We start from the raw sequence: 20,694 nt of genomic DNA on the forward strand, positions 1-20,694 counted from the left end.
ACAATAGCAAGAGTGAACCACCTGATCCCTTCCCGAACTCAGAAGTGAAACCTCTTAGCGCTGATGGTAGTGTGGGGTTACCCATGTGAGAGTAAGTCATCGCCAGCTCATTAATTCAAAATCCCCCGAGCTTAAACAGCAGGGGGATTTTTTTATGCAGGGAATTTGTGTGAGAAATAAAGATAAGTAGAATCAAAATGATAGTGAAATGAGAAAAATAGAGAAGATTAACCTTCCTCTTGATTTCTCAACTGTCGGCGAGCATGTTTTAAAGCCGTTCTTAAACCTTCTTCAAGCGTCGGATGATAGAAAGGCTTAGCAAGAAGTTCATCTAACGTTACCCCTTCATCAATCAGCCAAGCAAAAGTATGGGCAAAATGTTCGGCAGATTTTACAAAGAGTTCTGCGCCTAATAACTGGCGTGTACGTTTATCAATATAAATTTCGACAGCGCCTTTATTTTTAGCCAGAACCATCGCCCGACCTTGGCGCTCATAAGACACTTTTCCAATCACAAAGTCGCTGTTCTTGTTTTTAAGCTGTTTATAGCTTTGGCCAGCAATTGCCATTTCCGGTTGACTAAACACAATACTCAGCGGTGTTAAGTCTTTTAAACTCTTCAGTTTTGGATAATTAAGGCAGTTATGCACTGCACCTCGGCCTTCATGGGCTGCTTCATGCTGAATGGGGGTAGAGGTATGTGCATCACCAACCACAAAAATTGGATAATTGCCTAGCTGTTTGGTTTGTGGATCAATCGGTAGCTCTTTAAGATTACCAAATTGAGAGTCAATCTGTTGTAGATTCAGCGAATCTAAATGACTACGACGGCCGGTGGCCACCAGTACATAATCAACCATAAGGTGCTGCGTTTGACCTTGCTCGCTAAACTCAAGTTTGACCTGATTGCCTACCTTTTCCACTTTTTGCGGTAAGACTTCAAACTTAATCTTTAATTCATTGCTGAGAAGTTCTTGGGCGAGTTGTTGTAGATCAGGGCTGGTCAGGGCACCAACACGACGGCTTCGTGCGAATATTGTCGTATCACAGCCCAACCTTTGCATGGCTTGAGCCAGCTCCAGTGCAATGACACCACTGCCAATCACGGCTAAAGATTTAGGGATGGCGTCTAGTTCAAAGATTTGATCTGAGGTAATCAGTCGTTCACCGAGCTGCTGCTTCCATTCAGCGTCATAGGTTGGAGTAGAGCCGACAGCCAGAATAAAGGCTTTGGCCTGATATTGCTGTTGGTTCACCTGTACGGTTTGAGCATCAATAAACTCTGCCTTGCCTTGAATTTTGTGTTGTGCATCCCAGCTTTCAACTTCTTTTAAAGTGGCCTGGGTGAAATGGTCACGTAAAGCGCGGACATGCGGCATCACCTGTGTGGTATCGACCTGGGCTTTGATGTTGAGACCAACTTTATCTGCTTCTTGCAAATCGTGTAGGCGATGTGCAGCAGAAATCAGCACTTTACTGGGCATACAGCCCACTCGGGCACAGGTCGTATCCCAAGAACCGTCATTAATAATAAGAATATTTTGTGTGTGCTTGATGGCTTCTTGATAAGCAGTGATTCCTGCTGTGCCTGCACCAATAATGATGAGATCGTACATATGTAGATAACTTCACATAATAAATAATTTTAGGCTAACACAAGTAAAACATTTATCATCCTTTCATTTACATAAAGCAGTAACTATGGTTACATAGCACCCAATAAATATTTATAAAAACTCTCTATATTGAGAGTTCTAGGGGGATTTCATGTTTAATAAACAAACACCTTTAAAGTTGTCTGCCATTGCTATTTCTATTTTACTTGCAAGCTGTGGTGGCGGTGGTAGTGACGGGTATTATAACCAAAATGAAAATACTACTGGTGGAGGTTCGGGTACTGATAACGGTATTGAAACACCAGTAGTTGCTAAATTAAATATCACTAATGTTGAAGTTTTTGACAACAATAATCAAAAAACTACAGCTTTAACAATTCTTGGTGCAAGTGCGAGTGTAAAAGTAACTGACCAAAATGGTCAGCCAGTAAGTGGTGCATTAGTAACATTCACGGGCGAAAATATTAGTTTTGAAACTTCAAATGCTACAGTGCTCTCAAATGCTGATGGAATTGCAAAAATTGGAATTAAGCCTGTAGATGAAACTAAAACTGGTATTTTTAAAATTGCTGCAAATGCAGAAATTGGTGGTAATACTGCCAATACAAGCGATACCTTTGTATCTGTTGAAGCTCTGAAAACTAAGTTTGATAATCTTGTATTTGATAATTCAACTATTGATGCAGGTGGTTCTGTTAAAATTAGTCTAAAAACTGTCGATAGCTCGACAAATATTGCACAAAATAATGTGCAAGTAACTTTTAGCTCAGATTGTGGAACGTTTACGAATAACACAGTAAACTCAAATCAAGGTTTAGTTGAAACAACTTATACTGCCATATCTAACGGAGGCCAATTATGTAATGGCACTCAAGTTATTAGTATTAGTGCAAATAATGGTGCAACGACGACTACTAAGAATATTACAATTAATCCGATTAAAGCCAATTCACTTGTATATAGTTCAGGTGAAGTTAAGTTAGGTGCCGCTAATAGTGGTTCTAGTGCATCTGGTAAGGTTGAATTTACAGTATATTCAAATAATCTGCCTGCTAAGAACCAAGCTGTATTGGTTGAGCTGATTTATGCGCCAGATGATCTTAGTTTTATTACACTGCATAACAAAAAAGAAAAAACAATTCAATCTAATGATGAAGGTAAGATTGTCGTAGATATCTTCCCTGGTAGCATACCAGGACCTGTGGAGCTTAAAGCCACCCTTGCTAGTGATAGAAGTGTTACAGCATTGACAAAAGATGTTTCTGTTGCAACAGGACGTGTTACACAAAATGGTTTGAGTCTATCTGTAACTAAGAATGCATTACAATGGGATATTGATGGCGACAAAGCTACGATTGTTGCGCGTTTACGAGATCGTGTTGGTAATAAAGTCCCTGATGGTACAGTTGTAAGTTTTGTTACAGAGGGCGGAAGTATTACGCCGAATTGTTCAACAACTGATGGAGAATGTAGTGTTGTTTTACAGACTCAGAACCCACGTCCAGTTGATAATCGCGTAACCGTTTTAGCTTATGTTGAAGGCGATAAATCTTATATTGATAAGAACTCTGATAATTTATATACAGCGGGTATTGATGAGCTCACGAGCAATATTGGTGACTTCTTCCGTGATGATAATGAGAATACGATTTTTGAAGCAGCTTTAGGTGAGTTTTTATATAAACGTGGGGCAGTGGGGAATACCTGTGCAGTCAGTACTTTTGCTCAACCAAATATCTCAGGAACATGTAGTTCAGAACTTTCTGCAGTAATACGTCAACAGTTAGTCTTCTCATTTAGTAATGATGTGCCAACAATTAAAGATGTAGCTGTGACTACAAGCAAAACAAACTTTACGTTCAAGCTATTTGGTAATAGCGCGCAATCTGTTCCTATGCCGACTGGAACAACAGTAGCCGTACAAGCAGAAGATAATACTAAAGATAATGAAAAATCATGTTCAGCAGAGTTATGGAGTGGTAATGCAACCGTTCCAGCTGTGTTTAATTTACTAACGCCATCAACATTTGCATCGAGTACACAAGTAAATTATTCATACCGCTTAAAAGAATGTGATTCGGGGGATAGTTTAATCTTGACTGTAACAGCTCCGACAGGACAAATTACAAAACAAGAATACACGATTCGTTAAAATAAAAAAAACAGCGCTTCGGCGCTGTTTTTTTATGGGGATTTTAATTTAAAAATTAAAGCGAAGTCCCCACACTCACACCCACTGTTGGGCGTACTTGCATAGAACTACAAGCACTCAGCGCCAAGACACATATCACCACCAATACAACTTTATTCATGCAACAAACCTTGAGATTTTGCCTGATTAAATAGGGCTGCCGAACGTGAACCACTACGACAGACCATTAAAATCGGTTTCGGCAGTTCGTTATAGTACTTCGCAAACTCCTGCACATCGGCCTGAGAAATTGCACCGCTGCTTACGGGTTGATAAATCACGCTAACCCGTGATTTTTCGGCAATGTCACGTAATTGGTTCACTTTCACCGTGTTGCCTGCTTCCTGATCAGGGCGGTTCACAATCACTGATTTAAACCCATCTTGCAGCAAGGTCTTAAACTTCTCAGGTGTCATTTGCCCCGAAACACTAAGATTGGCATTTAACGCACGGCTAAAATCACTGGCAGCAACGCATAGGGAGGTCGTGGTCATCGAGAGTACTAAAACCATCCCCATCCACAACGATTTAGTCATCTAACAGGTCCATTTGTTTGGCCAGTTGATATAAGTTGTTTGAGCGGTTGCCGGTACGGCAGAACATCAGAACCGGTTTTGGCAATTCATTAAAGTGATTGGCAAAGGTACGGACATCCAACTCGGTAATTTGCCCAGCCACCACCGGCTGATAGACATAATCCAGCCCTGCATTACGCGCTGCATCTTCAATTTGTGCGCTGGTCGGTTGTTCCGGGCCACCTTCCATGTCTGGACGGTTGTTAATAATTGATTTAAAGCCTTTTTCAACCACTTGGGTTACGTGTTCCGGGCCAATTTGACCTGCAAAGCCAACATGCTCACTCATAATGCCACTCCATCATCCATATCTGAATATTATGCTCTATAATACCACTAGCCAGATTTTCGCGCAGATTGTTCTGAAATATTTATAAACGATTACAACCATAAAACAACGCACTGGAGCAGCCATGCATGCCTATACTGTCGAGCCTCTCTATGTCAAAAGCGGTCAGGAGGTCATTGCTGCCGATTTTTACCTGCCAAAAACTCCTACTAAACCAGCCGTGATTTTAATGGCGCATGGTCTGGCCGGCCTGCGTCAGTTCAAGCTGGTGCAATATGCCAAACGCTTTGCCCGCGCCGGGTATGCGGTGGTGCTGTTTGATTATCGCTATTGGGGTGGCAGTACCGGGCGACCACGCGAGCTGGTGTCGTTGTCGCGGCAGCTGGATGACTGGCGTACCATGATTTCACATGTACAGGAACGACAATCGGTGGATGGGCGGCGGATTATCCTCTGGGGTACAGCATTAAGTGGTGGTTATGTCTTAACTTTGGCTTCGCAGTTAAACCATTTAAAAGCAGTGATGGTGCAGGTGCCATTTGTAGATGGCGCGGCCAGTGCCAAGCTGTATCCGATTCAGCAGCTGCCACGTGCCTTAAAAATTTCCAGTCAGGATTATATGGGCGCTAAAGTTGGCTTAATGCCAAAAACCTTGCCGGTAGTTGATCCGAAAGGGCTGTGTTTCTTACCGACGGCGGATAGTTATGAAGGTTATCTGTCGATTTTACATCCAGATTTTTACTGGAGTGGCGAGATTCCGGCACGGGCGCTGTTTCATCTGATCCGTTATCGGCCGATTCAGGATGTGCGCCAGATTAATATTCCGGTGCTGTTTATTGCCGCCAAACGCGACAGCCTGATCCCGATTGAATCGAGTCGTGAAACAGCCACCAATATTGCGCCTTATGTGCAATATCATGAATGGGATATGCAGCATTTTGATGTTTATCATGGCCAATATTTTGAAAAAGCCGTCAAGACTCAATTAGAATTTCTACATCAGCATATTGGAGTAAGCTAAATGATCGTTGTCTGTCCAGCCTGTAGTGCCAAAAACCGTGTTCCGGAGGATAAGCTAACTGCCCATCCAACATGCGGACAATGTCATCAGGCTTTAATTCCACTGGCGCCGATTGACCTGAATGAGCAGAATTTTAGCCAGTTTATCCAGCACAGTGATTTGCCAATCCTGATCGACCTGTGGGCAGAGTGGTGTGGACCCTGCAAGATGATGGCGCCGCATTTTGCCCAGGTTGCGGCGCAATATCCGCAAGTAATTTTTGCCAAAATTAATACTGAAGAAAATCCGCGTTTAAGCAGTGCCTTTAATGTGCGCAGTATTCCTACGCTGGTGTTGATGAATAAGACCACCGAAATTGCTAGAATAAGCGGCGCGTTAAGATCGACCGAACTGAAACAGTGGTTAGATCAGCACTTAACTTCAAACCCTTAATCACGCCCGGAGCGAATGTGTCAGATTCTCAACTAAAACCGGAAGGGACGCTCTCTCTTCAAACCATTGCTATGCCTGCCGATACCAACTGGAGTGGAGATGTGTTCGGGGGCTGGATTGTTTCGCAGATGGACTTGGCCGGGGCAATTCATGCCGAGCGTTTTACCCAAGGTCGCTGTGCCACCATTGCCATTAACCAGATGACCTTTCTGGTGCCTGTGAAAGTGGGTGATGTGATCAGCTGCTATACCAAAATCCTGAAACTGGGCAACACCTCAATTCAGATGCAGATTGAAGTCTGGGACAGCCATGACAGTTCACGTGCAGCAAAACGCGTTACCGAAGGCGTCTTTACCTTTGTCGCGGTAGATGTCAAAGGCAACAAGCGTCAGATTTCCGAGGAAGTGAAGCAGAAGTATCTGGAATCGCAAGCTGTATAATTTGTGCACTCAAAGATCAAAAATCCCAGTTCTGAAACTGGGGTTTTTTTATGGTTTAAAGCGGGTTAACGGGCTTTTTTAAGCTGATCTTTACTGACCCAGGCCCAGAGCATTTCACATTGAATTGGCGCTTCACCCGATTCATCGGTGACTTCGACCGCAACCAGCGTTTCACCTTTTTCGGTGTGTTGCATCAAGTGCTGCTGTTCTGCTGTCAGCGTTGCGACTGCGGTCATGGCGCCTTGCGTCGGGCGTTTAAAATCAACTTTAAAGCTTTTAATTAACACAATCGAGTGATCGGGCACATTCATGCCGGTCACAAAGCCGGTGGCGGTTTCTGCAATTAGCGCCATAGCACAGGCATGTACCTGGCCAATATGGTTTTGCATGGCTTTATGATTGTCAATTTTCACCACCACTTTGGCCGAACTGACTTCGAGATATTTTAATTTGGCTGTCCCCACCATAGGCACGATCCGGCCAAAGGCTTTGCTCCACAAAGTGGTGCGAATCACCTGTGGAAATTTTGCTGTCGCTTTGACTAATTTTGCTAAACGATTCGCTTGTGCCATGATCGATTCCTATGCGGGAGCAAAGAGCTTAATCTTTGAAGTTGTTAAATTGCAGTGGCAGGCCAAATTGCTGTTCTTTTAAAAACGCCATCACTTGCTGTAAGGTGTCGCGTTTTTTATCCGTCACACGGATTTTGTCGCCCTGAATAGAAGATTGCACTTTAATGCCGCTTTCTTTAATGGCTTTATTAATTTTTTTCGCGGTATCAGAGTCAAGACCATCTTTGAGCTTCACCGTCTGAATCACGTTTTTACCTGAGGCCGTGGCTTTTTGCGGGTCTAGCGCCTGCACATCAATCTTACGTTTATAAAAATGATTCTCCAGCATGGTATATACTTGCTCACATTGGAAATCACTTTCGGTTTTGATTTTGATCTCTTTGGCTTTCTCATTCAGTTCGATAGAAACATCTTGACCACGGAAATCGAAACGTGTTGCGATTTCTTTTTGAGTATTCTGAACTGCATGATTTACTTCAAAAATTTCTAATTCTGAAACAATATCGAAAGATGGCATAGTTTAGACCTTTACAAATGGAAAGAATATCTGAGATGCTAGGGATGTTTTCTTCATTTGCCAAGTGTTGTTTACATCAAAGGAGTGCACAATGATCCGTAAGCAAGAAATTACAACATTTGAGTTCCCAGAAAATGCAATCATCTGGGATGTCCGTGATGCAAGTGCTTATGCTGAAGCGCATATTCAAGGCGCAGTCAATCAGCCAATTGCCAACTTGTCAGCAGATAGCTTGACTCAGGTGTCAGCGGATCAACCGATTTACATCTTATGTGGCGGTGGCAGCAAAGCGCCGCGTGCGGCTGAATTGTTAGAAGAGCTGGACAGCTCACGTGAATATGTGGTGCTGATGGGCGGTACCCGTGCTGCACGTGATGCTGGTTTGCCTTTGGTTCAAGGGCAATAATCAAAAAGCGCCGTCAGGCGCTTTTTTATGAACACTGTTTATCATTGACTAAAAAAGATCAGAACACTCTCTCACATGATCAAGCATTTTAAATGAAGAAAATAAATGCTCTCCTCGACTTCCACACTAAGCCTGATCTTTCAAACTAAACCGGGCCATCATTCTCGATCTATACAACGTTTTTAGCTTAGGCCTTAAAATACGGTTTCTTGGCTTTGGCTTTCTTTTGAAAACGGCGGATGTTAAGTTTCTCCAGTACCTGCATCGGCACCGGGCAGGCCTCATTTAAAATCTGTGCGGCCAGAATTTCACTGCATAGCGGTGCAAACAGAAAACCTTTGGAACCGAGTCCAGTCAGGCTATAGACTTGCTGTCCGGTTTCAAGTGCTCCAAGCAGCGGGAAATAATCCTGACTTTGCGCACGGATTGACGCACGGCCTTGCCAGCTGTGTGGATCAGGCAGGGTGTCCGCATAGTCGGGGAAGACGCTACGGATCAGCGCCAGATTATGTTCATGATCTTCTCGTAAGACTTCGGCATCATCTCGACCCGGATAAAAAGACGCGCCTAAAATCAACTGCTCTGCATCGAGCTGCATACAGTAACCGCCATAACTATAGGCGCTATCTAAACGCAGCGGTTGCTGGGTATTCTTCAGCCAGCTGACCTGACCCCGAATCGGTTTTAACAGCGGATAATGTTCAAAAAACTGGCCAGATTCACGGGCTGTGCAGACAAAGACATGATCAAACTGGCCCAGAGATTGGTTGTCACTGAACAGTTCCGGTCGATCTGTCGGGTGAATCTGGGTGATTTTGGCCTGCTGATATTGAATCCGCTCATGCGCCAGAATCTCCGCACACAGTTGATGTGGCGACACCGCGCCAGCCTGTAGCAGACGCAGGGCAGGAAATTCTGATCGCAGCTGTGCGTCTAAATCTTTTTCCAGAATACCTGGCGGATATTCATCGGCCAGTGCCAGCAGCTGTTCCGGATTTTTTAGCCCAAGCTGATTGACCTGAATCGGGCGGAAGGCCTGAAACTTTGCATAATGATTTAAGGCATGTTGCCAGGCCAGGGTCATTAAATGGGTATGGCTCTGTTCAATAGCACAGAGCTTCGGATTGAGCAGGGCTAGCGGATTACCTGAGCCACCCGCCAGTGGCGCGCTTTGATCATACAGAGAAACTAGATGGCCACGCTGGGCAAAAGCCCAAGCTATGCTTAAACCGGCAATACCGGCACCAATAATGGCAATATGCCGTTGCTGTACAGAGGTCGAAGGAACTGAGGTTGCTGGTTCAGTTTCCCGTTCTGGGCTAAGCGGTTCTTCTGGCGCTAACCAGATGCCTTTTAGCATTTCGCGTTTATGGCCAAACCCGCGCGGCCGGGAAATATGAATCCCGTGCTGTCTTAAACCTCGCTTTAACACCCCGGCTACACTAAAGGAAGCGAAGGTAGTGCCGACATCTGACAGGCGAATAATATGATTGAGCACCTGTTCTTCCCACATATCCGGATTGCAGGAGGGCGCAAAGCCATCTAAAAACCAGGCATTGACCTGTGTGGTTTTGGCCATCATCGGAAAGACATCGTGTGCATCACCGAGCCAAAGGTCGATAGAAAAACGCTGCTCCGGAAACGACAGGCGATGACAGCCGGCCAGTGGTAATGGGTACTGGGCAATCAGCTGATCGGCCAGAGGTTTTAGTTCCGGCCAGGCATTTAAGGCGCGAATTAAATCGGCTTTGGAAAGCGGAAATTTCTCCACCGAAATGGCATGTAAATGGCTGTGATTATTCGGACGCACCTGTTGCCACAGTTGCCATAAGGCCAGAATATTCAGGCCGGTGCCGAAGCCGGTTTCTCCGACACAGAAATATTCATAATCTTGCAGGGCTGCCAGAAGCTCGGACAGGTCATTACCGTTTAAAAACACATGCCGGGTTTCCAGCAGGCCATTGTCCTTGGAAAAGTAGACATCCCCAAACTGTTTCGATACCGGGACATCAATGCCCTCAATATGTTGCCAATCGAGATCGGCGGTTTGAATGCGATTAGACAACACCCAGATTACCTTTAATGAAGCAGAACATTACCACTGACGGCGACGTTTGGTATACACATAGCTGGCCACCAAAAAGCCCAGCAATACGCCGACAGCCAGCGTGGCAGCGCCGTAAAGAAACATCTGTGCGCTACGTTCACTTTGTAAGACCTGAACCTGTACACCCAGATTGTCATTTTTCAGCTGCAGTTCCTGGTTTTGCGCCAGTGCTTCCAGATTGGCTTTTTCCAGCTGTTGCAGGCGGCTTTCCTGATCTTTGACCAGCGCCTTGATTTTAGCTTCCTGTGCCGCTTTATTCTTGGCTAGCTGCTCAGCGGTCAGCGGCTGGTTGGCCGTTGCCGGCGCTGTGGTGGTGGCCACAGCCGGTATAATCGCCGGTTTGGCTGGCGTTGCGACCGCTGGCGTGACTTGAGCCGTGGTATTTACAGCAGCGGGTGCAGCCGGTTCAACGGCCCACAGTGCAGAACAGAAGAAGGATAGACCCAGTAGACTCGGGACAACAACGCGCATGCAGCTTATCCTTTAGGAAATGCTTTATTAAAAGGTTTGACTTCAATCTGGCCATAGACGCCTGCTTTCAGGAATGGCTCATCTTGCAGCCAGGCATCAAGGGCTTCACGAGAATCAAAATCGACAATAATGGTACTGCCATAAAAACCCACTTGTGGATTGGCCGGATCTTTCGGCATCGCACCGGCGACAATCAGACGGCCTTCATCATCCAGCTGTTGCAGACGTTCAAGATGTTGCGGACGAATGGCCAGACGTTTTTCGACGGTTCCTTCGTTATCGGTACAGGTCACCACAAATAAAGGCATAAGGTATTCTCGCTCAAGCGGACTGAAGGATTTATTCGGCAGTTTTAAAGTATTTACGCAATACAATAAACTGAATAATGATAAAGGAAAACATCACAATCATGTCACCAAAAGCAGTGAATTCTCCCCAGTATTTTCCACCCATAAAGATATAGGCAAAGAAGCCGTGCAGGAAGGACATTAGCAGAAACATCCCGACCCAGGCATAGTTCAATTTCATCCAGCCTTTGTCGCTTAAATTGAACACCGGACCAAACAGGCGTTGGATTAATGGCTTACGATCTTTGCTGAACCACGGCGACAGCAGGAAGGCGCCAGCAAAGACCAGATTCAGCAAGACAGCTTTTAGGCGAATATAGAAGTCATCGCTCAGCATCAGGGTAATGCCACCAAAAATCACGGTCATAAACAGCACAATCCACTGTTGTTTGTCCAAACGGAATTTTTGCGACACAAATAGCGCACCATACACCACTAACATGGAAATGATCAGACCGGTGGTGGCTACAAGAATATTATTGTTATCCACACCACCAGCAGAGCCGATCATTTGCAGCAAAGGATGGTGGGTATCTTTTGGATCTACAGTTTTATATAAATAAAAGAAAATAATGAGTGGCACAAAGTCTAAAAGTGCTTTCATGTTAGAGTATCTAAATCTGATCAAATAAATGTCATAGTATAGAGATGCACGGCGTAGATTTACATACACATAGCAATATTTCTGATGGAACTTTAAGTCCGCAGCAATTGATTGCAGCAGCAGCTGAACTGTCGATCCATACGCTGGCATTGACTGATCATGACAGCATGGATGGAATTGCACTGGCTCAGGAAGCAGCGAAAAATCACGGGATTAAGCTCATATCTGGCGTGGAAATTTCCAGCCAGTGGTCACGTCCGGCGACCAAAAAAAGCTATGCTGTGCATATTGTGGCCTTGAATATGCAAAATCCGGCGCCGATGGCGGCACTACTGGCCCAGCAAAAAAATATTCGTGCTGCGCGCTCCAAACAGATTTGCGAGCTGCTAATTCCGCTGATTGGTGAAGATATTTATACCGATGTGATTGCCAAGGTAGATAATGTCCCGGATCGGGTGACCCGTACCCATATTGCCAAAACCCTGGTGGAAAAAGGCTATGTTAGTCGGCCGCAGCAGGCCTTTGATAAATACATTAAAGAAGGCAAAAAAGCCTATGTGAAATTTGAAGGCTTGGGCTTGGAGGAAACTATTCAGGTGATTCATGCCAGTGGCGGTTTTGCGGTGCTGGCGCATCCGACCCGTTATGATCTGTCGGCGACCAATATCCGTTACCTGATTGAAATTTTTGCCAAATTTGGTGGAGATGCCGTCGAGTTGCCGCCGGCGATTGATCCAAGTTCTACCCGGCAGATGGTGGACCGGATGATTGCCGAGCATGGCTTAAAAGTCTCGGTCGGTAGCGATTTTCATGGTGAAAATATGCCGTGGATGAAACTGGGCAATATTCCCAGCCTGAAACCGGGGCAGGTCGGAATTTGGGAAAGTTTTGTCAATCCATCACCGGCGCTGACTGCGTAAACGTATTTCAGCATCAAAAAAAACCTCAGCTGGGCTGAGGTTTTTTGCTTTAGAGCAGGTTATTGTCCTGTGCCTGAATTGGTGGTGGTGTCGGTTTCCCCAAAGTCGAGAGTAATTCGATTTCAATGGTGCGCACCATCGCATCTAAAGGCAAGTCATTACTTTGCGTACCAAATGGCTCTTCAATTTCCGAGCTTAGGGCGTCCAACCCCAAGAAGGTATAAGCCAGAATCCCGACCAGTAGTGGTGTCGCCAGCCCCAGCGTCGAGCCCAAGCTAAACGGCAGCATAAAGCAGAAAAAGTACACGGTACGGTTTAGCAATACCGAATAGGCAAACGGCAGCGGGGTGGTGGCAATCCGGTCACAACCGGTTTGCACCAGGCTGAGTTCCATCACATGCTGGTTCATCTGGCTGTAAATAATATCGGAAATTTCACCTTCTTTTAGGGCCTGCATCAGTTCCCATTGAATCAGGCTGAGGGTATATTGCGGCGCATTGGCCTGTTGATACAGCTGGGTTACGGCCTGCTGGCTCATACCGCTGGTTTCTACCAGTTCAGTCGGATTGGCAGTTTGATGGCGCAGACGGTCACGCAACACATTGGCAAACACAATCACATGCTGAATCACCCGTTCCCGGCGGCCTTGGGCCAGCATCCGGCAGTCGCGGTCAAAATGGCGCGCATTGGCAATTAACATGCCCCACAGTTTGCGGGCTTCCCACCAGCGGTCATAACAGGCCGAATTTTTAAAGCCAAGGAAAATCGACAGCACCACCCCAATTAAGGTAAAGCCGATCAGGGGGAAATCAGAGAAGTGAAAATACCCGACATAGGACAGGCCGCCGACAATCGCCGACAGCAACATGACCACGCCCAAAGGTGGTAACACCTTCGGTAAGATGGTACCTCGCCAGGAAAATAACAGCCTAAATACGCTCGGTTGGTCACGTACAATCATGTCTGGGAATCAGCTTAAGTTTTTCATGATCTTCTGTGCTGGCCGGGTTTTTGTCAATATGTTGCGCTGCTTAAAATGTCGACTCGATGAGTTGATGTTCAGCAAAGGAAAAACTGCCTTCGGGAGCAATAATACAATGATCAATCAGGCGGATATCAACCAGCTGGCAGGCCTGCTGGATGCGCTGGGTCAATTGTAAATCGGCTGGTGAGGGCTGTGGCTGTCCCTGAGGATGATTATGACTGATCACCAGCGCCGTAGTGTTTTTCTGGATGGCAAAGCGTAGCAGCTGGTTGATCGAAATTTCACATGAATTGAGCGCGCCAAAAAACAGTTTCTTAAAACAGATTTTGCGCAGCTGCGCATCCAGGCACAATACTGCAAATACTTCCTGAGTTTCACCGAGCAGTTCAAAGCGTAAATAGTCCAGTAGCAGCCGGGAGGAGCTGAGTTCCAGTTTGTCCTGCTGCAAATGCTGGGCGGTATAGCGCCGGCCCAATTCCTTGACCGCCATCAGCTGGCTGTATTTACTTGGACCCATGCCATGAAACTGGCTTAAATCGGGCAGGGCGGCATCGAGTACCGCATTCAGGCTGCCAAAGGCCTGTAATAAATGACGGGCCAGTTCAACGGCAGAGTACTGCTGGGAGCCGGAGCGCAGGAAAATAGCCAGCAGTTCGGCATCGGAAAGACTGTGCGCGCCGTACTGGATCAGGCGTTCACGCGGACGCTCCTGTTCCGGCCAATGTTTAATACTGAAGTTCATTGTTATTAGACTTATTGGTGATGAATTGTTATGGATTTCGCCCAGACATGTCTTGGGAATGACAATATTTAATGCTATTGTGAGCCCCACTGCAACAGAAAGGTAAGCTGTTCGTGAGTTTTGATTTAAGTGTCATTCCTAATAAAAATATTATTGTGGGTATTACTGGCGGTATTGCCGCCTACAAAAGTGCCATTCTGGTTCGCCGTTTAAAGGACGCTGGCTTTAACGTCCGGGTGGTGATGACCGAAGGGGCACAAGCCTTTATTACACCGCTGACCTTTCAGGCGTTGTCGGGCAATCCGGTGCATACCCAGTTGCTGGACCCGGAAGCCGAGGCCGGCATGGGGCATATTGAACTGGCACGCTGGGCCGATCTGGTGCTGATTGCACCGGCCAGCTGTGACACCCTGGCCAAATTTGCCGCCGGTCTGGCAGATGACTTGTTATCGACTTTATATCTGGCCACCAGTGCCCCGGTCTGGGTGGCACCGGCCATGAATCAGCAGATGTGGGCGGCCAAAGCTACGCAGCGCAATCTGGCGACGCTGGTAGACGATGGCGTGCATGTGATTATGCCGGAATCCGGCTCACAAGCCTGTGGTGATGTCGGTCTGGGCCGTATGCCTGAGCCGGAAGAGCTAGCGCGTCAGGTCACCGATTATTTCCATAAAGCGCAGCGTGCGATTGCTGAAAAATTTGGTCTGCTGGCCAGCAAGCATGTGGTGATTACCGCCGGGCCAACCCGTGAAGCGATTGATCCGGTACGTTATATTTCCAATCATAGTACCGGGAAAATGGGCTTTGCCCTGGCAGCAGCCTGTTACGCAGCCGGTGCCAAAGTCACGCTGATTGCCGGGCCAGTCAGTCTGGATACACCAAACGGGGTCCGCCGTATTAATGTCTCTTCAGCCGTGCAGATGCTGGACACCAGTATGCAGTTGCTCGATGAAGGTTGTGATGTGTTTATTGCCACCGCTGCGGTTGCCGATTACCGCGTGGCTGAAGTTGCAGAGCACAAAATCAAAAAATCCGGAGATGAACTGGATATCGCCTTAATCAAGAATCCGGATATTGTGGCGACTATCGCGCAGCAGGAAAAACGTCCGTTTATGGTCGGCTTTGCTGCTGAAACGCGCAATGTCGAAGAGTATGCGGCTGGTAAACTGGTAGCGAAAAAACTGGATATGATTGCCTGCAATGATGTGTCCCGTGCAGACATTGGTTTTGCCTCTGATGAAAATGCCATGACGGTGTTCTTTGCTGAAGGCTATCATCTGCCAAAACGCGATCTGGAGAAAGCCTCCAAGCAGGAAATTGCCCAGCAGCTGGTCGAAGCCATTCATGATGCCTTGCACCATGATCCGGCGCAGGATGAAGCCTTCTGATCCTGTCAGAACAAATAAAAAAGCCCTGCAAGTGCAGGGCTTTTTCGTGCTGGACTTAAATGCCTGAATACAATTAAGCCTGACCTTCTGCAGCAGCGGCTTGTGCGCGTTGCATGTTGGCTTCAAATTCAGCATCAAAGTTGATTGGTGTTAACAGCAATTGCGGGAAGCTGCCTTTGGTAACCATATCATTCACTGCTTCACGCAAGAACGGGAACAGGATGTTCGGGCAGTAGGCACCCAGAATATACGGCAGACGTTCTTCTTCTACGCCATCAATCAGGAAAATACCTGCTTGAGTGACATCTACAATAAATGCTGTATCACCGGCATTGTTGGCTTGAACAACAACTTTTAAAGACACTTCAAAGTGGGTTGGATCAATCTTTTCTGCAGAAGACGACAGATTGATATTCAGTTCAGGCTGCCATTCTTTGGTAAATACTTGTGCCCCTGGAACTTCAAAAGAAATATCTTTTGTATAAATACGCTCTAATGCCAATTGTGGTTGAGCTTGTTGTTGTTCACTCATTATTTATTCCTTAAAAATATGAACAGAAAATTAACTGAAATTATGACGCCAGTAAGTCATCGAGTTTGCCTTCACGCTCAAGGGCGTAAAGCTGGTCGAAACCACCAATGAACTGCTCATTAATAAAAATTTGTGGAACAGTACGATGGTTGGTGCGCTGCATCAGTTCAGTGCGGACTTCTGGTGCTTCGTTGGATAAATTGATTTCTTTATAGACAACGCCTTTACGCTCAAGAAGCTGTTTTGCACGTACGCAATATGGACATACAGTTGTTGAATAAATCGTTACTTCAGCCATTGCTAATCTCCTTAAGCGGATTATTTGCTTTTTACTAAAGGTAAGCCTTGTGCTTTCCAGTTACTGATCCCACCATCCAGACGATAGCTATCTGCGTGGCCCACCTGTTGCAGGGCAGTGCCGGCAATTTGACCTAAATTGCAGATAAATACCAATGGACGGTCAGCGGTTTTTAACTCTTCAATATGGCTTGAAACTTTGCTGTAAGGAATGTTGCGGCTGCCGCTGATATGGCCTTCACGGAAGTCTTTGGCATCACGTAAATCAATCAGCATGGCATTTTTGGCTTTCACCAGAATCCCTAAAGATTGTGGGGAAATTTTACGCCCGTTACGTTGGCCTTCCAAAATGAAGAATAAAACCACCAAAACTGCCAGTGTTCCAAACAAGAAGGGGTGATTCCCCATAAACTCGAACCAACGTTCCACAAGTCACCTAAATTACAATTTCAAAAATTGTCACAGAGTATAGCCTATAAATATGGTGATCAAAATCACCGCTTCAAGGGTCGGGTTGCAATTAAACTAATTTTTTTGCTGGGCTTCGTTGACTTCATCAATCAGACGTAAATAACTGTCGAGCCGGCGCGTTAAAATCTCACCCGCTGCCGCCGCCTGACGCAAGGCACATTGCTTTTCGTGCTTATGGGTACAGTTACGGAATTGACAGTGACCGAGCAGATTTTCAATTTCCGGAAAACCCTGCTGGATTTTTTCAGTCGTCAAATGCCACAGGCCAAATTCACGGATGCCCGGTGAGTCAATGAGCGCCGAACCTTCACCAAACGGAATTAAGCGGGTGGAGGTGGTGGTGTGCTGACCCAAGGCCGAGTTTTCTGAGATGATATTGGTTTTCTGCGCCGCTTCCGGCACGATGGCATTAATCAGGGTGCTTTTACCGACACCGGACTGACCGACAAAGGCCACAGTTTCATTTTTTAAACGGTTGGACAGTTCGGTCAGATCTGCATCGGACTGGGTCTGCATCACTTCATAACCCAAATTGCGGTATTCTTGCAGTAAATCCAGAATCGGATCATTTTCGGTAAGTAGGTCGGATTTGTTCAGGATCAGCAGCGCCGGAATATTGGCATCGGCACAGGCCACCAGATAGCGGTCAATCAGACCCGGTGCTGGTTCTGGCAGCGGTGCAAACACAATCACAATCAGCGAGATATTGGCCGCCACCGGTTTGACTTTGTGGTAACGGTCCGGGCGCGTGAGTAAAGACTGACGCGGATGAATCGCGCTAATAATGCCCAGACCGGTATTTGGATCGGCCTGCCATTTAACCCGGTCACCGGTAACCAGTAATTCCAGGTTGGTACGGGTATGACAGCGCCAGATGCTGCCCAGTTCAATCGGTTTCCAGAACGGTTCAGGTTCACCTTCGGCCACCACGGGTTTTTCAGGATGCTGCTCCGGCACGGAGAGGGCTTGTACTTCCAGCTGGCGTCCATAATGCTGCACCACCAGACCTTCCAGATCATTGGAGCTGTCTATATCTTCCTGCCGGGTTTGCTGCTGTTTCTGAATGCGGCGTTGTTGCTGTTCAGTCAGGCGACGCTTACGAATTAAAGCCATTCATATCCTAAAAAACCATGAAATCTGGAGTGCAAAAATAGCATGAAGCACGGGCAGAATGACACCCAAGAACACAGAAATTTGCTACTATAGCCGTTTTTAAGACGAATAAGATTGCACATTTATGAGCAGCACGCCTGATACCCGCTTAATTTGGATTGACCTGGAAATGACAGGTTTAGATACCGATAATGATCAGATTATTGAAATTGCCACCATTGTGACAGACGATCATTTAAATATTCTGGCGGAAGGTCCGGTACTGGCCGTGCATCAATCAGATCGTATTTTAAATGCCATGGATGAATGGAACACGCGTCAGCATGGTCAGTCGGGGCTAATTGAGCGTGTACGTCGCAGTAAACTGAGCGCGCAGGATGCCGAGCAGCAAACCTTGGAATTCCTGAAAAAATGGGTCAATCCAAAAACCTCGCCGATGTGCGGTAACTCGATCTGTCAGGACCGTCGCTTTTTACACCGGTTAATGCCGGAGCTGGAGCAGTTCTTCCATTACCGTAATCTGGATGTATCTTCTGTTAAAGAACTGGCCAAACGCTGGCGTCCGGAAATCATGAGCGGCTTAAAGAAAAATGCCTCTCACCTGGCCATGGATGATATCCGTGACTCGATTGCCGAGCTGAAATACTATCGTGAATATTTCTTTATTATGAATAAATAAGTATCTGTTCATCATCCATCTATTTGCACTATGGGGACGAGCGTATCCACAGCGCTTAAGAAGAGGCTTTGGGCCTCTTTTTTTATCGCTATCGTTTTATCTGCTGTTACTTCGGCGTAATTCAGAAATCACACCCGTTATAAAGATGTAATCTTTTTGGCGATTATTTAGACAGGATGCGGCTGCGCGCTTATGATAGGAGCAATGTGTATTTCAAAACCCATTTGCCGCAATGATCGGAGTACCTTAAATCATGCAAAGTAATAACCCGATCCTGACACGCGTTGAGGTGTCGAGTGATTATGCCCAGCCGATGAGCGTGCAGGGAGCAATCCAAAAATCTGTCCTGCTGACTTTAATTGCCGCCGTGGTGGGCATCGGCCTGTTTTTCTACAGTTTCCTGACCGCCAATCTTTCTATTGCCTATGCCGGCGCAATTGTCGGTGCCATTGGCGGACTGATTCTGGCTTTGGTGGCCACCTTTAAGCCAAATACAGCGCGCACGCTGGCCATTCCCTATGCGCTGTTTGAAGGGGCCTTTCTGGGCGGGATTTCAGTGATCTTCCAGTTGCAGTTTCCGGGTGTGCCATTACAGGCCTTGCTGGCTACCTTTGTGACCACATTGGTGATGTTTGTGCTGTATCGTACTCGGGTAATTCGCGCCACTGAAAAATTTAAGGCGGTGGTGATGTCGGCCTCAATTGCGATTGCGATGGTGTTTGTGGTGCAAATCTTTCTGAGTCTGGCTTTGGGGTCGAGTATTCCTTATCTGTTTGAAAGCAACTGGCTTGGAATTGGCTTTGCAGCATTTGTGGCCGTGATTGCCTCTTTAAACCTGATTCTAGACTTTGACCTGATTGAAACCGGTGCAGCACAAGGTGCACCGAAAAGCATGGAATGGCTGAGCGCCATTGCCTTATTGGCCACCTTGGTCTGGATGTATTATTCCTTCCTGCGTTTGCTGGGCTTATTGCAAAGCAATGATTAACTTCCCTGCATTTATCGACATTAACATCGCGCAACCTTTGCGCGATTTTTATTTTCTTCGGAGGAATTGAAAAAAAGGCGCATTATGCAATTTCCGAATTGGCTCAGAATTGGCATGATACTGCAAAATCAATATGAGTGAGATTCACATGGCACAAGGACTATTAGCGGGTAAACGCTTTTTAATCGCGGGTATTGCGAGTAAATTATCCATTGCATTTGGTGTTGCTCAGGCTTTACATCGTGAAGGTGCAGAGCTGGCTTTTACCTATCCGAATGAAAAATTGAAAAAACGTGTGGATGAATTTGCAGAACAGTTCGGTTCTAAAATTGTTCTTCCTTGTGATGTTGCGGTAGATGCTGAAATTGAACAGGTCTTTGTCGATCTTGCTCAACATTGGGATGGTCTGGATGGCGTGGTGCATTCAATTGGTTTCGCACCAGCCCATACCTTAGATGGTGACTTTACTGATGTGACCGACCGTGAAGGTTTTAAAATTGCGCATGACATCAGCGCCTACAGCTTTGTTGCGATGGCGCGTGCCGCAAAACCATTATTACAGGCGCGTCAAGGCTGTTTATTAACCCTGACTTATCAGGGTTCTGAGCGTGTAATGCCAAACTACAACGTGATGGGCATGGCCAAAGCTTCGCTTGAAGCAGGGGTGCGTTATTTAGCCTCTAGCTTGGGTGCTGAAGGCATTCGTGTTAATGCCATTTCTGCCGGTCCAATCCGTACATTGGCTGCATCAGGAATTAAATCATTCCGTAAGATGTTGGATGCCAATGAAAAAATTGCCCCATTAAAACGTAATGTCACCATTGAAGAAGTGGGCAATGCCGCTTTATTCCTGTGCTCACCGTGGGCCAACGGGATTACCGGTGAAATTCTATATGTAGATGCTGGCTTTAATACTGTGGGTATGAGCGCCGCCATGATGGACGCAGAATAAGTCGGAAAGTTTTAACCTGCGCCGGCTTTTTATCGGATA

At 46.3% G+C, this 20,694-nt stretch carries 25 protein-coding genes and 1 rRNA gene; 11 read left to right on the plus strand and 15 right to left on the minus strand.

Features of this window, described 5'->3' with window-relative positions:
• A 5S ribosomal RNA gene (rrf, locus tag FTT64_RS13050) occupies nt 1-108 on the plus strand; the annotation flags it as partial.
• Between the two features lie 119 nt (nt 109-227).
• Here rrf and FTT64_RS13055 read toward each other — a convergent pair.
• Nucleotides 228-1,616: a dihydrolipoyl dehydrogenase gene (locus FTT64_RS13055; protein WP_168397044.1), complete on the minus strand. Its 1,389-nt coding sequence runs from the start codon at nt 1,614-1,616 to the stop codon at nt 228-230.
• Nucleotides 1,617-1,767: 151 nt separating this feature from the next.
• On the opposite strand from FTT64_RS13055, the gene FTT64_RS13060 reads away from it, so the two are divergent.
• Nucleotides 1,768-3,768, plus strand: coding sequence for a hypothetical protein (locus tag FTT64_RS13060; protein WP_168381899.1), 2,001 nt, complete (start codon nt 1,768-1,770; stop codon nt 3,766-3,768).
• Between the two features lie 152 nt (nt 3,769-3,920).
• Here the strand turns inward: FTT64_RS13060 and FTT64_RS13065 are convergent, their stop codons facing one another.
• Complete coding sequence (locus FTT64_RS13065) at nt 3,921-4,343, minus strand: beta-lactamase hydrolase domain-containing protein (protein WP_163146140.1); 423 nt, start codon at nt 4,341-4,343, stop codon at nt 3,921-3,923.
• Nucleotides 4,336-4,671, minus strand: coding sequence for a TIGR01244 family sulfur transferase (locus FTT64_RS13070; protein ID WP_005182227.1), 336 nt, complete (start codon nt 4,669-4,671; stop codon nt 4,336-4,338). The genes FTT64_RS13065 and FTT64_RS13070 overlap by 8 nt, the downstream gene beginning before the upstream one ends.
• 124 nt (nt 4,672-4,795) lie before the next feature.
• Between FTT64_RS13070 and FTT64_RS13075 the strand changes: the two genes are divergently transcribed.
• From FTT64_RS13075 to FTT64_RS13085, 3 genes are all read left to right on the plus strand, one after another.
• Complete coding sequence (locus FTT64_RS13075) at nt 4,796-5,692, plus strand: alpha/beta hydrolase (RefSeq protein WP_075168316.1); 897 nt, start codon at nt 4,796-4,798, stop codon at nt 5,690-5,692.
• Nucleotides 5,693-6,124 (plus strand): thioredoxin TrxC, encoded by a 432-nt coding sequence (gene trxC / locus FTT64_RS13080; RefSeq protein WP_016659552.1) that lies wholly within the window; start codon nt 5,693-5,695, stop codon nt 6,122-6,124.
• Nucleotides 6,125-6,195: 71 nt separating this feature from the next.
• Nucleotides 6,196-6,564, plus strand: a complete 369-nt coding sequence (locus FTT64_RS13085) for an acyl-CoA thioesterase (protein WP_171525181.1) — start codon at nt 6,196-6,198, stop codon at nt 6,562-6,564.
• 65 nt (nt 6,565-6,629) lie between these two features.
• Here the strand turns inward: FTT64_RS13085 and FTT64_RS13090 are convergent, their stop codons facing one another.
• Both FTT64_RS13090 and FTT64_RS13095 read right to left on the minus strand, forming a co-directional pair.
• A complete protein-coding gene (locus FTT64_RS13090; protein WP_016659551.1) occupies nt 6,630-7,136 on the minus strand; it encodes a DUF4442 domain-containing protein in 507 nt (168 codons plus the stop codon).
• A 28-nt stretch (nt 7,137-7,164) separates the two neighbouring features.
• Nucleotides 7,165-7,653 (minus strand): YajQ family cyclic di-GMP-binding protein, encoded by a 489-nt coding sequence (locus FTT64_RS13095; RefSeq protein ID WP_005182257.1) that lies wholly within the window; start codon nt 7,651-7,653, stop codon nt 7,165-7,167.
• Between the two features lie 91 nt (nt 7,654-7,744).
• On the opposite strand from FTT64_RS13095, the gene FTT64_RS13100 reads away from it, so the two are divergent.
• Entirely contained in the window at nt 7,745-8,059 is a 315-nt protein-coding gene (locus FTT64_RS13100; RefSeq protein WP_005182260.1) for a rhodanese-like domain-containing protein, read from the plus strand.
• 187 nt (nt 8,060-8,246) lie between these two features.
• Here FTT64_RS13100 and mnmC read toward each other — a convergent pair whose 3' ends face one another.
• Genes mnmC through FTT64_RS13120 form a run of 4 tightly spaced genes read right to left on the minus strand, consistent with a single transcriptional unit; the run spans nt 8,247 to nt 11,588 of the window.
• Nucleotides 8,247-10,124 (minus strand): FAD-dependent 5-carboxymethylaminomethyl-2-thiouridine(34) oxidoreductase MnmC, encoded by a 1,878-nt coding sequence (gene mnmC, locus FTT64_RS13105; RefSeq protein ID WP_180182470.1) that lies wholly within the window; start codon nt 10,122-10,124, stop codon nt 8,247-8,249.
• Between the two features lie 30 nt (nt 10,125-10,154).
• Nucleotides 10,155-10,637, minus strand: coding sequence for a hypothetical protein (locus tag FTT64_RS13110; RefSeq protein ID WP_005182267.1), 483 nt, complete (start codon nt 10,635-10,637; stop codon nt 10,155-10,157).
• 5 nt (nt 10,638-10,642) lie between these two features.
• Nucleotides 10,643-10,945 (minus strand): YciI family protein, encoded by a 303-nt coding sequence (locus FTT64_RS13115; protein WP_163146136.1) that lies wholly within the window; start codon nt 10,943-10,945, stop codon nt 10,643-10,645.
• A gap of 31 nt (nt 10,946-10,976) precedes the next feature.
• Nucleotides 10,977-11,588 carry a septation protein IspZ gene (locus tag FTT64_RS13120; protein ID WP_005182273.1) on the minus strand — a complete coding sequence of 204 codons (612 nt, stop codon included), beginning with the start codon at nt 11,586-11,588 and terminating at the stop codon, nt 10,977-10,979.
• Between the two features lie 44 nt (nt 11,589-11,632).
• On the opposite strand from FTT64_RS13120, the gene FTT64_RS13125 reads away from it, so the two are divergent.
• A complete protein-coding gene (locus FTT64_RS13125) occupies nt 11,633-12,508 on the plus strand; it encodes a PHP domain-containing protein (protein WP_016659548.1) in 876 nt (291 codons plus the stop codon).
• Between the two features lie 49 nt (nt 12,509-12,557).
• Here the strand turns inward: FTT64_RS13125 and FTT64_RS13130 are convergent, their stop codons facing one another.
• A complete protein-coding gene (locus FTT64_RS13130) occupies nt 12,558-13,469 on the minus strand; it encodes a bestrophin family protein (RefSeq protein WP_005182277.1) in 912 nt (303 codons plus the stop codon).
• A 70-nt stretch (nt 13,470-13,539) separates the two neighbouring features.
• On the minus strand, nt 13,540-14,235 hold the full coding sequence (gene radC, locus FTT64_RS13135) for a DNA repair protein RadC (protein WP_163142828.1): 696 nt from the start codon (nt 14,233-14,235) through the stop codon (nt 13,540-13,542).
• A 113-nt stretch (nt 14,236-14,348) separates the two neighbouring features.
• Here radC and coaBC point away from each other — a divergent pair, with 113 nt between their 5' ends.
• On the plus strand, nt 14,349-15,623 hold the full coding sequence (gene coaBC / locus FTT64_RS13140; RefSeq protein ID WP_127800596.1) for a bifunctional phosphopantothenoylcysteine decarboxylase/phosphopantothenate--cysteine ligase CoaBC: 1,275 nt from the start codon (nt 14,349-14,351) through the stop codon (nt 15,621-15,623).
• 73 nt (nt 15,624-15,696) lie between these two features.
• Here coaBC and secB read toward each other — a convergent pair whose 3' ends face one another.
• The 4 genes from secB to rsgA all read right to left on the minus strand — a co-directional run bounded on the left by secB (nt 15,697) and on the right by rsgA (nt 18,036).
• Nucleotides 15,697-16,155, minus strand: a complete 459-nt coding sequence (gene secB / locus FTT64_RS13145; RefSeq protein ID WP_005182282.1) for a protein-export chaperone SecB — start codon at nt 16,153-16,155, stop codon at nt 15,697-15,699.
• Between the two features lie 40 nt (nt 16,156-16,195).
• Nucleotides 16,196-16,453, minus strand: coding sequence for a glutaredoxin 3 (gene grxC, locus FTT64_RS13150; RefSeq protein ID WP_005182284.1), 258 nt, complete (start codon nt 16,451-16,453; stop codon nt 16,196-16,198).
• Nucleotides 16,454-16,473: 20 nt separating this feature from the next.
• Nucleotides 16,474-16,881, minus strand: a complete 408-nt coding sequence (locus tag FTT64_RS13155; RefSeq protein WP_163169950.1) for a rhodanese-like domain-containing protein — start codon at nt 16,879-16,881, stop codon at nt 16,474-16,476.
• A 96-nt stretch (nt 16,882-16,977) separates the two neighbouring features.
• Nucleotides 16,978-18,036: a small ribosomal subunit biogenesis GTPase RsgA gene (gene rsgA / locus FTT64_RS13160; protein ID WP_104472792.1), complete on the minus strand. Its 1,059-nt coding sequence runs from the start codon at nt 18,034-18,036 to the stop codon at nt 16,978-16,980.
• Between the two features lie 124 nt (nt 18,037-18,160).
• On the opposite strand from rsgA, the gene orn reads away from it, so the two are divergent.
• The 3 genes from orn to FTT64_RS13175 all read left to right on the plus strand — a co-directional run bounded on the left by orn (nt 18,161) and on the right by FTT64_RS13175 (nt 20,655).
• Nucleotides 18,161-18,715, plus strand: coding sequence for an oligoribonuclease (gene orn / locus FTT64_RS13165; RefSeq protein ID WP_005182297.1), 555 nt, complete (start codon nt 18,161-18,163; stop codon nt 18,713-18,715).
• Nucleotides 18,716-18,968: 253 nt separating this feature from the next.
• Nucleotides 18,969-19,703 (plus strand): Bax inhibitor-1/YccA family protein, encoded by a 735-nt coding sequence (locus tag FTT64_RS13170; RefSeq protein WP_016659546.1) that lies wholly within the window; start codon nt 18,969-18,971, stop codon nt 19,701-19,703.
• Nucleotides 19,704-19,851: 148 nt separating this feature from the next.
• On the plus strand, nt 19,852-20,655 hold the full coding sequence (locus FTT64_RS13175; protein ID WP_005182307.1) for an enoyl-ACP reductase: 804 nt from the start codon (nt 19,852-19,854) through the stop codon (nt 20,653-20,655).
• The last annotated feature ends 39 nt before the right edge of the window (nt 20,656-20,694 follow it).

This window comes from Acinetobacter sp. Q186-3 (assembly GCF_013420655.1).
Taxonomy (GTDB): domain Bacteria; phylum Pseudomonadota; class Gammaproteobacteria; order Pseudomonadales; family Moraxellaceae; genus Acinetobacter; species Acinetobacter indicus.

Coding starts and splice junctions, on each gene's coding strand:
- FTT64_RS13070 (WP_005182227.1), bottom strand. CDS start 4,671: ATGAGTGAGCATGTTGGCTTTGCAGGTCAAATTGGCCCGGAACACGTA.
- FTT64_RS13090 (WP_016659551.1), bottom strand. CDS start 7,136: ATGGCACAAGCGAATCGTTTAGCAAAATTAGTCAAAGCGACAGCAAAA.
- grxC (WP_005182284.1), bottom strand. CDS start 16,453: ATGGCTGAAGTAACGATTTATTCAACAACTGTATGTCCATATTGCGTA.
- FTT64_RS13055 (WP_168397044.1), bottom strand. CDS start 1,616: ATGTACGATCTCATCATTATTGGTGCAGGCACAGCAGGAATCACTGCT.
- FTT64_RS13170 (WP_016659546.1), top strand. CDS start 18,969: ATGCAAAGTAATAACCCGATCCTGACACGCGTTGAGGTGTCGAGTGAT.
- FTT64_RS13075 (WP_075168316.1), top strand. CDS start 4,796: ATGCATGCCTATACTGTCGAGCCTCTCTATGTCAAAAGCGGTCAGGAG.
- FTT64_RS13095 (WP_005182257.1), bottom strand. CDS start 7,653: ATGCCATCTTTCGATATTGTTTCAGAATTAGAAATTTTTGAAGTAAAT.
- secB (WP_005182282.1), bottom strand. CDS start 16,155: ATGAGTGAACAACAACAAGCTCAACCACAATTGGCATTAGAGCGTATT.
- FTT64_RS13175 (WP_005182307.1), top strand. CDS start 19,852: ATGGCACAAGGACTATTAGCGGGTAAACGCTTTTTAATCGCGGGTATT.
- FTT64_RS13065 (WP_163146140.1), bottom strand. CDS start 4,343: ATGACTAAATCGTTGTGGATGGGGATGGTTTTAGTACTCTCGATGACC.
- rsgA (WP_104472792.1), bottom strand. CDS start 18,036: ATGGCTTTAATTCGTAAGCGTCGCCTGACTGAACAGCAACAACGCCGC.
- FTT64_RS13125 (WP_016659548.1), top strand. CDS start 11,633: ATGCACGGCGTAGATTTACATACACATAGCAATATTTCTGATGGAACT.
- FTT64_RS13130 (WP_005182277.1), bottom strand. CDS start 13,469: ATGATTGTACGTGACCAACCGAGCGTATTTAGGCTGTTATTTTCCTGG.
- FTT64_RS13060 (WP_168381899.1), top strand. CDS start 1,768: ATGTTTAATAAACAAACACCTTTAAAGTTGTCTGCCATTGCTATTTCT.
- FTT64_RS13110 (WP_005182267.1), bottom strand. CDS start 10,637: ATGCGCGTTGTTGTCCCGAGTCTACTGGGTCTATCCTTCTTCTGTTCT.
- trxC (WP_016659552.1), top strand. CDS start 5,693: ATGATCGTTGTCTGTCCAGCCTGTAGTGCCAAAAACCGTGTTCCGGAG.
- FTT64_RS13120 (WP_005182273.1), bottom strand. CDS start 11,588: ATGAAAGCACTTTTAGACTTTGTGCCACTCATTATTTTCTTTTATTTA.
- FTT64_RS13100 (WP_005182260.1), top strand. CDS start 7,745: ATGATCCGTAAGCAAGAAATTACAACATTTGAGTTCCCAGAAAATGCA.
- FTT64_RS13115 (WP_163146136.1), bottom strand. CDS start 10,945: ATGCCTTTATTTGTGGTGACCTGTACCGATAACGAAGGAACCGTCGAA.
- FTT64_RS13085 (WP_171525181.1), top strand. CDS start 6,196: ATGCCTGCCGATACCAACTGGAGTGGAGATGTGTTCGGGGGCTGGATT.
- orn (WP_005182297.1), top strand. CDS start 18,161: ATGAGCAGCACGCCTGATACCCGCTTAATTTGGATTGACCTGGAAATG.
- radC (WP_163142828.1), bottom strand. CDS start 14,235: ATGAACTTCAGTATTAAACATTGGCCGGAACAGGAGCGTCCGCGTGAA.